Source organism: Polaribacter sp. M10 (assembly GCF_054968445.1).
The window spans coordinates 1-12,614 of sequence record NZ_JBSSBG010000024.1 but is presented as its reverse complement, the minus strand read 5'-3'; the positions used below and the strand labels follow the sequence as shown (position 1 = coordinate 12,614).

Below are 12,614 nucleotides of genomic sequence, written 5' to 3'. Positions count from 1 at the left end.
ATTATGAATAGTCCAGCAATTAATGGTCAGTTTTATTCCTGGTCCTCAATTAGATTTAATTTTTTAGGATCGTCATTTAGCACAGTAACTGCTATTAAATATGAAGAAACTGACGAATTGAACGATGTAAAAGCTGTAGGAAATAAAAAAGTAGGCTATACGCAAGATAATACAGCAACCACTGGTAGTATTTCCATTTTGGCAGAAACTTTAGAAAGGATTGCAAAGAAAGTGCCAAATGGAAGATTGCAAGATATTGCGCCTTTTCCTATAACAGTTTCTTATAGAGACAATGTAGGAAACTTAAATACTCACGTATTAATAGGTTGCAAATTCACTAAAAACAGCAGGGAAGCAACAGCTGGAAGTTCTGATGCGTTAAGCGTAGAAATTCCATTGTACATCCACGATATTAACTGGAAAGGATAAAAATTATGAAACCAACATTAGAAGAAATTAGAACTGAAGCTAAAGAATTAGGAGTTGAATTTAAAAACTCAGATACCATTGCTAACATTCAAAAGAAAATAGATGCTTTTAAAAACAACGAATCTTTGAAAAAAGGAGTTGTACCAAAAACACAATTAGACGCTTGGAAAAAGAAGTTTGGTAAGGTGCATGAAATCACTGTAAAAGTATCTGAAAATGACACAGCAGTTGGGTATTTAAGAAAGCCTAACAGAGATCATAAAGCTATTGCCTTATCATCTTATGCTCAAAACAAAATTTTAGAAACAGGAGAGTTTTTATTGCAAAACTGTTGGTTGGGTGGTGATGAGCGTTTACGAGATGCTGAAGATATTGCAGATGCTGCTGCTGTACAAGCCAACTCAATTGTAAATTTTTTACAAGGGAGCTCCAAAGAGATTTAAGCTCCCACCAAGCATTAAACGACAGAGAAGGCTTTGATTTTGTTGAAAAAGTAAATGGCTTGTTAAGTTATCATTTTAACATTCCATTTCCAGAGCAACTAGAAGATCAAGTTTATTGGCGAAAATTTAGACAACTGACTTGGGTATTGAGTTTTGAAAACAAAAGAACAAACTTAAAAGAAGGCGAAACAATTGGCATTTAAAGTTAACATACCAGAACTTATTAAAAAACATTTTGGTTTAGATGTTCAAGTTTCAAGCACTCCACCAATAACAAACAACCAGTCTTTAACTGATATCACTGTATTGGGTGGTAGAGACAAAATGATAAATGGAGCTCCTGTTACGAAACACTCGTATATGGGAACTCCAATTTTTGATTATATAAAAGTTGAAGCTGGTAATTATTATGATTGGAATGGTGTTTTAAAAAGTTATCCTGGTTACGATTTTCCTTTTGAATGTGTGGTAGAGTTAAATCAACCTACCATTATAGAAGAGACCTATTTAAAAGGTCGTAGATCTGGAAGTGTTAAGGAAATTATCGGCTTAGATGATTTTTACATCACCATAAGAGGTTTTATCATCAATTACGAAAGTTTAGATTATCCAACAGAAGCTGTAGAAGCTTTTAGAGATGTGATAAAACTCCCAACAGAATTACAAGTTGAGAGTCCGTTCTTAAATATGTTTGATATCAATGAAATGGTCATTTTCGATAGAAACATCCCTCAGATAGAAGGGAGTTTACATTATCAACCTTTTACGTTGATGTGTAAAAGTAATCAACCCTTTACACTCGAGGTATAATGTTAGTAAGAGTAAAAGTAGAAATAGGATCCTTGGTTTTCAATTCAGTTGAATCAGTAGAAAGGCGCAAAAGTATTCGTGAGTTTACAGGAACTGCTACCATTCAATTGCCTAAAAAAATGCGATTTAAAAGTAGTGGTGCTACTGATAGTATGTATGAACCCACAAAAACGGTTAAAGATTATATAAAAGTTGGTGATGAAGTTAGCATTTGGATGGGTTATGATCAACATTTATTAAAACGCTTTGAAGGTTATGTGGCTAGAGGTGTGCAACCTTCCATACCTATAAAAATTGAATGTGAAGATGAAATGTTTCAATTAAAGCGAAAAGAGGTAAATGTAAGTTTAGAAAATGCCACTATTAAAAAAGTTGTAGCAGCTATTGCACCAAGTTATGAGTTGGATGTTTTGGATGCTGAAATTGGTTCATTTTCAGAAAAGCAAACTACAGCTGTAAAAGTGTTGCAGATTTTAAGAAAACGTTATGGATTGTACAGCTATTTCATAGGTAAAAAGTTGATTGTTGGCAAACCATTTACCAATACAGAAGTGATTGATTTACCCATAAAAAACTTTGAATTTGGTAAAAATATTATTGATAGTAGCTTAAAATTTAGAGCTGCTGAAGATGTTAAGCTAAAAGTAAAAGCAATTAGCATTCAGCCAGACAATACAAAATTAGAAACTGAGGTAGGTGATGCAGATGGAGATGTAAGAACCTTGCATTATTATGATATTCCCAATGTTGCTGAGTTAAAAAAGTTGGCAACTATTGATTTGGAAAAGTTTAAAGTAGATGGTTACGAAGGTACCATTACTGGTTTTGGTTTCCCAATTGTAGAACCAGGACAAAAAATAAGAATTATTGATAATGGCTATGACAAAAGAGATAGTACCCATTATTGTGAAGAAATTACAGAATCGATTGACAACGGTTATCGATTAAAAAAGAAAGTAGGTAGAAAGGCAAGCTAATGTATGAGATTTTTGAAGAGTTTATTAAAAAGCAAATACCCATAACCTTAGATGTTGGAGTGGTTACAAAAGTGGAAGAAAACACCTGTACAATTCAGAGTTTAACCACTAATAAAGATTTCTTTAAATGCCGTTTAAACGCTATTGAAAAGAATGAAGGAGATTATTTAAAGCTCACACCCAAAATTAACTCAACAGTTGTTTTTGGGGTTTTTAAAGAAACAGAAAAAGCAATTGTAATTGCAACCAGTCAAGTAGAAAAATTAGAATACAAAGTTGGATCTACTTTTTATAAAGTTGATGAGAATGGATTTGAGATTATCAGCCAAGAAACCAATTTAAAAGAGGTTCTAAAAAAAGGATTAGAAAATCAGAATGAAGTAAATGAAGTTTTACAAAAGGTAGTTGTAGCCATTGGAACGAGTCCAGATGTTCCAAAACTAATTGAGATAAAAGAAAGTACGGATGCAACCATTGTAAATCTTTTAAAAATATTGAAATAATGGCATTTGATAAAAGCACATTGATTACAGATTTAAAACAAGTTTTAAAGCAACCTAATTCAGAAGACAATGTCGATACTGTTGCAGAAGGTTTGGCAAATGCTTTTGATAAATATGTAAAAACAGGTAACGCTACAGGAACAGATAGTAGAGGAGATTCACATAATTTAAGTTTAAGCTAATGGCAAATGATATTTTATTTGATGATTCTGGAGATCTATTGATTAAAGTTGGAGATTTTGTGATTGGTGATTCTAATAACCAAGAAATTGAAAATTTGTTGGTAAATGCCAAAGGCGAATTTAAAGAGTTTCCGAAAACTTGTGCAGATATAGAGCTATTGATAAAGTCGAGAGCTGGCCAAACAGCAATGCTAAAGGAAATAAAAAAGCAATTAAAAGAAGATAATTTTGATGTGTCAAAAGTAAAAATCGATGGATTTGATATTGAAACAGATGCCTTAAGAACGAATTAATCAAAACTTTACATAATGAACTTCATTCAAGAAAACATAGGTCAAATATTAGGGTATCTCTTTGGTGCAGGTGGTTTGTTAGGGTTTCTATTTGAAAGAAGAAAAAACACAGCTGTAACTAAAGGAGTTGAAGCAGATGCAGATGCAAAAGAAATTAACAATGGTACAAAAGTAATTGATCTGTACAAAGAAGCACTAGACGACTTACAGAACCGCTACGAAAAACGTTACAACGAAATTTCTGAAATGTTTGAAAAGAAGTACCAGTTAATGCGTGATGAAATGCAGCAACTAGAGGCCTCTTTTGAGCGAAAAAACAAGCTTCTGGAAGATGAAATAAAATTGAAAAATAAATTTATATCAAGTTTAAAAAGAGAGCTAAGAGAACGTGATGCTGAAATTAAAAGATTAAAAGCACAAGCAGCAAAATGACAATAACAGTACTACATAACCAGTCTTTATTAGACATCGCAATTCAATACACGGGTATACCAGAAAACTACCGGCAGATTGCAATGGAAAATGATTTAGTACCCACAGATCCAATTACACCAGGAATAACTTTAACCATTCCTGATGATATAGAAACAGACGAAGACATTGTAAGGTATTACACCGCAAATGGCATACAGCCAGCAACAGAATTAACAGAAACACAAACAGAAGCTTTAGAGTTAACCTTCTGGCAAAAAGTAATAAAAGCATTTACAAAATAGAATTATGGCAATAGTAAGTAAAAGCACAATTTTAGGATATTTAGGCAGTACCACAGAAGAGGTATTAAACCAAATCTCAAACATTTTAGAATCTCATTTTCATAAAACTGAGGGAAAAATTATAAAAACGCTTACAGAAACATCTGGAGTAATAACCATTAATTTTTCTGATGATACAACAAAAGTATTGTACAGCAAAGAAGAGTTAGACGCAATTATTGCACCTATATTAAATAACCAGGTATCTGGTTTTATTGCCAGAAAAAACAAAGCCGATTTACCTGCCACTGGTAATGCAGATATTGCCTACTTTGTTTTAGATGATACCACAGACGAAAATAATAATGGTACCTGGGGTTGGGATGGTGCTGATTATTATCAGGGCAAAAAATTGCCGATTGTAAATACCACAGAAAAGCCAACGTTAGGTTCTGCCAATTTAATTACATCAGATAAAATTAAAGAAGGTATAGATGAAGCAGTGGAAAATAAAGAAGATAAATCAGAAGTTTCAGAAAAAAATGTATTTATTTCTGAAGAAAACAAAGTAGAAATATTAGATGAATTAGGAAATCTTATAATGAAGTGGTACAATGAAGGTTTGAAAACTACTGATATTGAAGCTAAAAATATTACTACGGATTCTTTAAATACAACTGTTTTAACAGGTATTCTATCTTTAATTTTAGATAAATTAGAAACATCTTTTATTATATCAGATTCAAATCAAATAGAAATAACGGATGGAGCAGGTAAGGTTATATTCAAAGCGGATAAAGATGGAATTACATTTATAGGTAAAGATGATGCATCACATAGATTAAAAGGAAAAAGTTTTTCATCTTTAGGAGATAGTTTAGCACAATCTAGTTATTATGAAAATGCTTTTGCTGAACTTTCAGGTGCAATTTATACAGGTGGTTTTAGTGCTGGTGGTTCTAACTCTATTCCAAATGGTAGTAATTCCACTCACGATAGATTATTACAATATTTGGCTAGTACAGACCAAAAAGATTTTTTATTAATTGAAAATGTAAATGACGATTGGCAAGCAATAGCAAGTCATTTAGGAACAATAGAAGATGCTAAACCTTTTGCTTTATCACAGTATTATGCTTATAATAATAATTATAACACTAAAGCAGAAGCAGAAGCAGATTGGATTGCAAACTTTTCAACTATTGTAAGTGGAGTTACAAATAAAATAAAAGGAACTTGTGTTCGATTAGAATATGATACAGATTCTATTTTAATTCAAATTACTGGTTCTGCAACCTCTGATGGTAATATAATTATAGATGTAGGCTCTAACTCTTATTCTACAGCTATTGCAAGCGGAGACACACCTTCTGAAATTGTATCAAAATTAGAGGTAACAAATTACAATGGATATGCTAAATCTATCGTAAATGGAGATACTTTAAAATTAGTTGAAGATTCTGATACTCCAGAAGCAATTTCAATATCTTTTAATGATACAGGTGCAACTATTTCGATTACAACTTCTACTTCATCTTGGTATACCAATAGATATTTTATGGGTACTGTAGAATCAGAATTTACAGACATTAATAATTGGCAAGATTATTTAAGCCTTTATAGTTCTTATAAAGGAATTATAGAGAAACTACAACAAGAAGAACCTCAATTAGAAATATTTTGGGTAATGCCAACGAAATTTGCTGTGGCTTGGGAAGATACTCATTCAAGTTATAACGCTAGTTTGATGAATGCTGACGGAACTTTTGATACAAGTGCTTACAAAAGCAATTATTACTTTAACAAATACAATCTACTTGTAGAAATACAAAAAGAAGTCTGTAAATACTACAGATTGCAATATGCTGATTGCCACAATGAAAGTGGTATCTCAATACAAAATGTACAAACTTATTATGGGCAGGGAGATGTACACCCTAAATCATTAACTTATGATGTTTGGGCTGAATTAATAAATAGAAAGACTCAATAATTTTTAAATAATATAACAATGAAAATAATTTTAAAAGGTGCTGATTTTTCAGCAAACAATATAGGTACAACAGATATTCCATTATTAACAACTACAGAAAGTCAAGCATATTTTGATGCAATACCTACAAGTTTTGCTGCAATGAGTAATGCTCATAAAACAGCAATTAATGGGGCTATTAACTCTATGGTTAGTCAAGGAATTTATTCATTATCAGACCATTTGTATATTCATTTACCTGTTTTAGATGCTTCTGAAAGGTGGGTTAATTTAGCTAATCCTACAGAAACTTTAGCTTATCCTGCAAGTGGTTATGCTACTTTTGATGCAAATGGTTTAAATGCTGTTCAGGGATGGAATACTGGTATAACAGTAGATAGAGATAATAGACACGCTATATTTCATAACTCTACAAATGAAATACCTTCAAGAAACAATATTACAATAGGAGCAACAGGTTTTAGTGGATGGGTAGGTAGAAGAGTAAATACTGGTAATTCTGGTTATCTATATGATTCAAGTAATAAAGCACAGTTTGTTAATAGAACTAATGTAGTAGGAACTCTTATTGGTGTAAATGATGCTGCTAATTCTAAATTATTTGCTAAAGATGCAGAATCTAGTAGTGTTTTAAATGTAGCTTATGGAGTAGGTTCTACTGATTCTATTGTTTTATTTGCTGCTGTAGAGGGTTCTGCAAATTCAACGCCTGAGCAATCAATATCTGTTACTGGTTGGGGTCAAGCTATGAGCGAGGCACAAGCAGAAAGTTATATTTCTATAATTGATTCTTTAGTAACTTCTTTAATGAGTTAGAATGAGTAACATCTTACAAGTATAAAGCAACAAAAAACAATTCATTTAATTGGATTGCTTTGTAAAAAAAAATAATGTCACAAATACAAACATACAAAGACTTACAAACCTCAAAAAAAGAGGCAGCACCAGAACTGGTAAATTTAAACAGTACCTCAAAAGTATCTGTTTTTAATTTATGGTTTTACATTGTAGCATTTATTGCCAATGATTTAAGAGAGTTGTTTGCAGTACACCAAACAGAGATCAACGCACTAATCAAAGCGCAAAAAGTCACTAATATAGACTACTACAGAACTATTCTTTTTGCTTATAGAGATGGCCACACGTTCGATAGGCAAGCTCTAGAATATACAGGCACTTATACAGAGGAGCAAATTGCAGCAGCACAAATTATTAAAAGAGTAGCAGTCCAACCTTTAAAAGTAGAAAACAGATTAACGCTCCAAGTAAAATTGGCCACAGAAGATGAAACTGGAGCTTTAGTAAAAATTGATGAAGAAACTTTGGCAAGAATCGAAGAGTATGTATTTGTAAACTCAAATGGAGTACAAATTCAATATTTCTCAGACAAAGCAGATGATTTAAGGCTAGAATTCGATGTCTATATAGATAATACCATTCTAAATTCAGATGGTAGCAGAATAGATGGTACAGATAACACACCAGTTCCAGATGCTATCAATACATTTTTAGAAGATAAAAATTTCAAATTCGATGGCGAAATTGTCTTATCACAATTAATTAATGCCATTCAATTGGTAGATGGTATAGAAAGCTATGCAGTAAGAACCGTTTCAGCTGAGGCAAATTATCAAACACCTGAGGCTTGGGTAAGTTTTAATGAACGCTACACAGCTAGATCTGGGTACTATAATTTAACAGAAGATAATTTAACAATCAATTACATCATCAAAGAATAATGTTGTACAATAACGCCTTTAAAGTCAATTACTACACCTTAGCCATTCAGCTAATGCCCACCAATTGGCGCAAACCAATACACATGGCATTTGTAAAAGTGTTGGTATCACCTTTTGTTTTGATTTTAAGGAAGTTCAACTCTTACAGAACCGAAACCATTTACAAACTACAGCACGATAGCAGAATAGGCAGTATCGAAAAGGTTTTAAATGACCAGTTCGATTATTTTGAACGAAGAATTTTAATTATTGAAGGTCAGCGATTAAACCACCAATATAGTTATTACAGCTACGAAAATAAAGAGCAGTTAGTAACCCCATTTTACAGCTATTCACCAGAAGAAATATCAGAGTTTTCAGCAGATTATAAAATCTGTATTCCCACAGCTGTAGGATTAATAGAAAGCGATTTACAAAGATTAAACACGTTAGCAAAATATTATGCTGACAAGGACAAACACTTTATAATAAAAGTAATATGAAACACATAGCAGATATACAACCAGGAGGATTTATTGTTGATAACGAATACCACAAAGCCATAGGTGAAATGCTACAAGAGAGAGATGCAGCTATTTTAGCATTGGCAGGAAACAAAGCCATTATTTCTGGAGTTGAAGCTGATGGTGCAAACACTACTGCAGGAGTAGTAACTTTCAATGGCAAAATTTACAGATTTGTAGCAGGAGAAACTGCAACAAATGTAATTACAAAAAGAATTGCTATTGATAGGCCAAATGCAAGTCAAATAGATGCGCCCGCTTTTTACGAAGACGTAATCGAGTTTGGAGACACCCCAGACACAGGTTTTGAAACGTTTCCTTTTGCGGATTTTACAAGAGTTAAAAACCTGCAAGATCTAGCTGTTGATGAAAATTTGGTAAATGTAGTTCCAACCTGGGAATCAATAACAGGAAAACCTGCTTTTTTAGGCGTTAAAGTTTTAGGAAGGTTAATCATTGGCGAGCTAGGTACAGGAAATACAGTAACAGTATCTGGAGATCTAACTTCTGCAACTGTTGTAGAAGACAATAATGATGATCAAAGATTTAGAGTGAATTTTGCCAGTTTAGGAACTACAAATTATTTTCCACAAGTGCAGGTGCTATCAAAGGCCACCCAATTTACACATGACAATGAAATTATAACCACGGTTAGAAATCTAACAGCCACATCATTTGATATACTAACAAGAGAGCTAGTATTAACAACGCAAAACATAGAAATATTGGTTCAAATAATTGTGTAACCAAAAGAAAAACCTTTGGCAGGACAGGTTTTAAAAAAGTCCTCCAACAAAAAAAATACTTCTCACAGTAATTTAATTTTAGCACCAAAGCCACAGTTGGAGGACAAAAAGTCTTCTAGTTGTGGCTTTGGTATGTTTAAATGTTACTGTGAGAATTACAAAGATAAAAATTAAAAGATGACAAAAAACAAAACAAAAGAAATTAAGTACAAATCGCAATATGGAGTTATTGCTATTTGTGAAAGCGAAAAGGAGCAAATACAGCTCTACGAGAAATTAAAAAAACAAGGTTTAAAATTAAAAGTAGTAACAGTATGATAGTAGAATTAAAAAATTCTTGTGATGAGTTTGACTCTTATAGATCTGCAAGAGTAAAAAGTATGTTTAATGCCGAAACTGGTGCAAATTGGCAAAAAACAGTAAATTTAGATTTGCCAGAAGATTGGGGAGTAGGCTTAATAGTGGGTAAGTCTGGAAGTGGTAAAACTTCTTTAGGTAAAAAAATATTTGAAACTGATAAAATATACAATCTTTATGAAAATTGGCAAAACAACAAGCCTATCATAGACTGTATAAACGAGAACGGAAGCTTTGATGCTGTAACATCAGCACTTTCAGGAGTTGGTTTGGGTGATGTTCCATCTTGGCTAAGACCTTTTAGATCACTATCTAATGGCCAGCAATTCAGGGCAGGTTTAGCAAGAGTTCTATGTGAGGCACCAAATGAGGTGGTAATAGATGAATTTACAAGCGTTGTGGACAGGCAAATAGCTAAAATAGGTGCAATGGCTTTTGGTAAAGCCTGGAGGCGTAATAAAGGCAAAAAAGCTGTTTTATTAAGCTGTCATTATGATATAATTGAGTGGCTACAACCAGACTGGGTTTATAACATCGACACGAACGAATTAAAAAAAAAAGCGAAATTGAGTCCAGACCAAAGTTCAAACTTGACATTTGGAAGGTCAACCAAAGTGGATCTATACAAAATCTATGCTTTTCGGAGCAAATAAGTTAAAATCAATAAAATCAATTCTAAAAACTGGAAAGGGAGGAATAACAGGAAGCGGTTATGGAGGACACTTTAGAGCAGTTCAAGGATTTAAATACATAGGAAATGAATAAACTAAAAATTTTTATAAGCGGTCAGAAATACTTCGGAGAGCAAATATTAGATCTCTGCCTGAAGAAAAATATGGATGTTGTTGGAGTTTGCTGTCCAATAAATGATAAATATATTAGGAGGCTAGCAAACCTAAATAACATACCAATTATACCTTCAGGGATGCTAAATGGTGATACTTTTCCAGAAGGTGTTGACTTGGGTATATCAGCCCATTCATTTGATTATGTTGGTAAACGTACCCGATATAAGCCCAAATTAGGATGGATTGGTTACCACCCATCTCTTTTACCTCTTCATAGAGGTAGGAGCTCTATACAATGGGCAATTAAAATGAAAGAACCAATTACAGGTGGCACAGTTTTCTGGTTAAATTCTGGGATTGACAGAGGTGATATTGCATACCAAGATTTTGTTTTTATTAACCCAAAGTATTTATCAATGAAGCTAAGCGTTGCGGCTAAACAGTTATGGAGAGATAAACTACAGCCTTTGGGGGTGGATTTAATAAGCAAGGCTATTGATGATATATCTATAGGAACCATAATAAAGAAGCCACAGGATTCCAGTTTATCAACATTTGAGCCGTCTATGGACGTTAAAGATATATATAAGCCAGATTTACTAATGATCGAACAGAGAGCCTCTTAAAACCTTTTTAAATAGTGTTTAAAATGTACTTTTTGATTTTAATTTATGTACTTTTTGTTTTTTCGATTATAAAATTTACTAAATAATTATAGACTAAGAAAGTCCGCGAGGACTTTCGTAAGTGAGCAAAAAGCCAGCAATAAAGTTTATACAGTGTTGGCAACAGTATTTTAGTTTGTTTTTATTGGTTCAAAAGGAATTCCGAACATTCCTTTTTTAAACTTTAATGTAATAGTTTCTTTTTCCGTTATTTTATTAAATTCAGTTTGTTTGAGTTTTACTTTGTCAAGTTCTGATTCATAATTCCGATTTGTTATTCTTCCAAGAATATAAGGTTCATTTTCTCTCTTAAAGTTGACTATAAATTCCCGAGTTAAAAATTCTTTTTCAGATAACCTATTTAAGTAAAGTCCAATTGTCGTAACTATTTTTGAATTTTGTTGGAATAGAAAATAACTCATAAATCCAATAAATACGATTTGAATAATTTTAGTAAAATTTTTTCCTGTGAAGTCTTTTTTTTCAAAAAATGCTAAAAAAACAATAATAAATGATATAATAGCTGAAATTGGAACGAGTGTATTCTCAAATTCTTTAATATCACTTTTTAAATAATATTCAGATTCTTTTGGAAAGAAGAACAAAATAATTGATGTATAAATCAATGTAATTCCTATGATGAATATTATTCGATTTCGTTTTTTCATATTGTTGCCAACGGTTTAGGCTATTGGTAGTTGCGTGGGTTTGGCACGGAACTTTGCAAATATAGACAAAACTTAAAATTCCAACGGAATTTTCAGAGTGGGCGAGTCCAAGCAATTACTTATGCCATTGTTGGGTGTAGTTTTTTATTCAGCTATTCTTTTTTTCAAGTCCATTCGTTCGTGTAAAATTCTTGTGATTTCAATAGGATTAACTTCGGATTTTCGATAAAATATTATGTGTCGATTTGCCTTTAGCCCGAAAAGTTCAGATTTAATTCCGTCATAGTTTTTTCCTAAATCTGGATTATCGGCAATGTCTTGGCAAATATCAAGAAGCATATCATAATACCTGTCAGCTTGGTTTTCCGACCAATTTTCCAATGTGTATTCCCAAATTCCGTTTAAATCCGCAACAGCTTTGTTGGTCAATTCGTATTTAGCCATTGCTTTTACGTCTTGCTTTTAATTCCTCAAGGTTTTTTTTAGGGTCGAAATCGTGAGCAATTCCACTATCAATCCCTTCCTGAATTGCATTTTTTAAAGCAATTACTTTACTTTCCTCATTTTCTAAAAGTCGAAGTCCAGCTCTAATTACTTCGCTGACATTTTTATATCTTCCAGCAGAAACTTGAGTGCTTACAAACTGGTCAAAATAATTTCCGAGTGATATTGATGTGTTTTTCATTTTTTGAATATTTTTTCAAATTTACCAAATATTGGTAAATATTCCAAATTTCTCGATTTCGTGTATTATCCTGATATAGGTTGACCTTTTTTTAGGTTTAATTTATACCGTTCAAATTATTTTTTTAGCCGTTTAGAA

At 32.5% G+C, this 12,614-nt stretch carries 21 protein-coding genes; 18 read left to right on the top strand and 3 right to left on the bottom strand.

Annotated features, from left to right (window positions below):
* Nucleotides 1–3 precede the first annotated feature (3 nt).
* The 18 genes from ACWYN7_RS15625 (at nucleotide 4) to ACWYN7_RS15540 (ending at nucleotide 11,084) form a co-directional block, all read left to right on the top strand.
* The gene (locus tag ACWYN7_RS15625) at nucleotides 4–429 is read left to right on the top strand and encodes a hypothetical protein (RefSeq protein WP_462860908.1); all 426 of its coding nucleotides are present in this window, start codon (nucleotides 4–6) and stop codon (nucleotides 427–429) included.
* A gap of 5 nt (nucleotides 430–434) precedes the next feature.
* Complete coding sequence (locus ACWYN7_RS15620) at nucleotides 435–872, top strand: hypothetical protein (protein ID WP_462860907.1); 438 nt, start codon at nucleotides 435–437, stop codon at nucleotides 870–872.
* Between the two features lie 192 nt (nucleotides 873–1,064).
* Nucleotides 1,065–1,682, top strand: coding sequence for a DUF6046 domain-containing protein (locus tag ACWYN7_RS15615; RefSeq protein ID WP_462860906.1), 618 nt, complete (start codon nucleotides 1,065–1,067; stop codon nucleotides 1,680–1,682).
* The gene (locus tag ACWYN7_RS15610) at nucleotides 1,682–2,659 is read left to right on the top strand and encodes a hypothetical protein (RefSeq protein ID WP_462860905.1); all 978 of its coding nucleotides are present in this window, start codon (nucleotides 1,682–1,684) and stop codon (nucleotides 2,657–2,659) included. The genes ACWYN7_RS15615 and ACWYN7_RS15610 overlap by 1 nt, the downstream gene beginning before the upstream one ends.
* Nucleotides 2,659–3,162 (top strand): hypothetical protein, encoded by a 504-nt coding sequence (locus ACWYN7_RS15605; RefSeq protein WP_462860904.1) that lies wholly within the window; start codon nucleotides 2,659–2,661, stop codon nucleotides 3,160–3,162. The genes ACWYN7_RS15610 and ACWYN7_RS15605 overlap by 1 nt, the downstream gene beginning before the upstream one ends.
* Nucleotides 3,162–3,344 (top strand): hypothetical protein, encoded by a 183-nt coding sequence (locus ACWYN7_RS15600; protein WP_462860903.1) that lies wholly within the window; start codon nucleotides 3,162–3,164, stop codon nucleotides 3,342–3,344. Before ACWYN7_RS15605 ends, ACWYN7_RS15600 begins: the two co-directional genes overlap by 1 nt.
* The gene (locus ACWYN7_RS15595; RefSeq protein WP_462860902.1) at nucleotides 3,344–3,637 is read left to right on the top strand and encodes a hypothetical protein; all 294 of its coding nucleotides are present in this window, start codon (nucleotides 3,344–3,346) and stop codon (nucleotides 3,635–3,637) included. Before ACWYN7_RS15600 ends, ACWYN7_RS15595 begins: the two co-directional genes overlap by 1 nt.
* A gap of 15 nt (nucleotides 3,638–3,652) precedes the next feature.
* Nucleotides 3,653–4,069 carry a hypothetical protein gene (locus ACWYN7_RS15590; RefSeq protein ID WP_462860901.1) on the top strand — a complete coding sequence of 139 codons (417 nt, stop codon included), beginning with the start codon at nucleotides 3,653–3,655 and terminating at the stop codon, nucleotides 4,067–4,069.
* Nucleotides 4,066–4,353 carry a hypothetical protein gene (locus ACWYN7_RS15585; protein ID WP_462860900.1) on the top strand — a complete coding sequence of 96 codons (288 nt, stop codon included), beginning with the start codon at nucleotides 4,066–4,068 and terminating at the stop codon, nucleotides 4,351–4,353. The genes ACWYN7_RS15590 and ACWYN7_RS15585 overlap by 4 nt, the downstream gene beginning before the upstream one ends.
* A gap of 4 nt (nucleotides 4,354–4,357) precedes the next feature.
* The gene (locus ACWYN7_RS15580; RefSeq protein ID WP_462860899.1) at nucleotides 4,358–6,325 is read left to right on the top strand and encodes a hypothetical protein; all 1,968 of its coding nucleotides are present in this window, start codon (nucleotides 4,358–4,360) and stop codon (nucleotides 6,323–6,325) included.
* Nucleotides 6,326–6,343: 18 nt separating this feature from the next.
* Complete coding sequence (locus ACWYN7_RS15575; protein ID WP_462860898.1) at nucleotides 6,344–7,141, top strand: hypothetical protein; 798 nt, start codon at nucleotides 6,344–6,346, stop codon at nucleotides 7,139–7,141.
* 74 nt (nucleotides 7,142–7,215) lie between these two features.
* Nucleotides 7,216–8,064 (top strand): hypothetical protein, encoded by an 849-nt coding sequence (locus tag ACWYN7_RS15570; protein ID WP_462860897.1) that lies wholly within the window; start codon nucleotides 7,216–7,218, stop codon nucleotides 8,062–8,064.
* Complete coding sequence (locus ACWYN7_RS15565) at nucleotides 8,064–8,546, top strand: hypothetical protein (RefSeq protein WP_462860896.1); 483 nt, start codon at nucleotides 8,064–8,066, stop codon at nucleotides 8,544–8,546. Before ACWYN7_RS15570 ends, ACWYN7_RS15565 begins: the two co-directional genes overlap by 1 nt.
* Nucleotides 8,543–9,313, top strand: a complete 771-nt coding sequence (locus ACWYN7_RS15560; RefSeq protein ID WP_462860895.1) for a hypothetical protein — start codon at nucleotides 8,543–8,545, stop codon at nucleotides 9,311–9,313. Before ACWYN7_RS15565 ends, ACWYN7_RS15560 begins: the two co-directional genes overlap by 4 nt.
* A gap of 177 nt (nucleotides 9,314–9,490) precedes the next feature.
* On the top strand, nucleotides 9,491–9,631 hold the full coding sequence (locus ACWYN7_RS15555) for a hypothetical protein (RefSeq protein ID WP_462860894.1): 141 nt from the start codon (nucleotides 9,491–9,493) through the stop codon (nucleotides 9,629–9,631).
* Nucleotides 9,628–10,323 carry a hypothetical protein gene (locus ACWYN7_RS15550; protein WP_462860893.1) on the top strand — a complete coding sequence of 232 codons (696 nt, stop codon included), beginning with the start codon at nucleotides 9,628–9,630 and terminating at the stop codon, nucleotides 10,321–10,323. The genes ACWYN7_RS15555 and ACWYN7_RS15550 overlap by 4 nt, the downstream gene beginning before the upstream one ends.
* On the top strand, nucleotides 10,304–10,435 hold the full coding sequence (locus ACWYN7_RS15545; protein ID WP_462860892.1) for a hypothetical protein: 132 nt from the start codon (nucleotides 10,304–10,306) through the stop codon (nucleotides 10,433–10,435). Before ACWYN7_RS15550 ends, ACWYN7_RS15545 begins: the two co-directional genes overlap by 20 nt.
* Nucleotides 10,428–11,084: a formyltransferase family protein gene (locus ACWYN7_RS15540; protein WP_462860891.1), complete on the top strand. Its 657-nt coding sequence runs from the start codon at nucleotides 10,428–10,430 to the stop codon at nucleotides 11,082–11,084. Before ACWYN7_RS15545 ends, ACWYN7_RS15540 begins: the two co-directional genes overlap by 8 nt.
* 170 nt (nucleotides 11,085–11,254) lie before the next feature.
* On the opposite strand, the gene ACWYN7_RS15535 is transcribed toward ACWYN7_RS15540, so the two are convergent.
* The 3 genes from ACWYN7_RS15535 to ACWYN7_RS15525 all read right to left on the bottom strand — a co-directional run bounded on the left by ACWYN7_RS15535 (nucleotide 11,255) and on the right by ACWYN7_RS15525 (nucleotide 12,476).
* Nucleotides 11,255–11,791, bottom strand: a complete 537-nt coding sequence (locus ACWYN7_RS15535) for a hypothetical protein (RefSeq protein ID WP_462860890.1) — start codon at nucleotides 11,789–11,791, stop codon at nucleotides 11,255–11,257.
* Between the two features lie 144 nt (nucleotides 11,792–11,935).
* Nucleotides 11,936–12,235 (bottom strand): type II toxin-antitoxin system RelE/ParE family toxin, encoded by a 300-nt coding sequence (locus tag ACWYN7_RS15530; protein WP_462860889.1) that lies wholly within the window; start codon nucleotides 12,233–12,235, stop codon nucleotides 11,936–11,938.
* On the bottom strand, nucleotides 12,228–12,476 hold the full coding sequence (locus ACWYN7_RS15525; RefSeq protein WP_462860888.1) for a type II toxin-antitoxin system ParD family antitoxin: 249 nt from the start codon (nucleotides 12,474–12,476) through the stop codon (nucleotides 12,228–12,230). The genes ACWYN7_RS15530 and ACWYN7_RS15525 overlap by 8 nt, the downstream gene beginning before the upstream one ends.
* Between the last annotated feature and the right edge of the window lie 138 nt (nucleotides 12,477–12,614).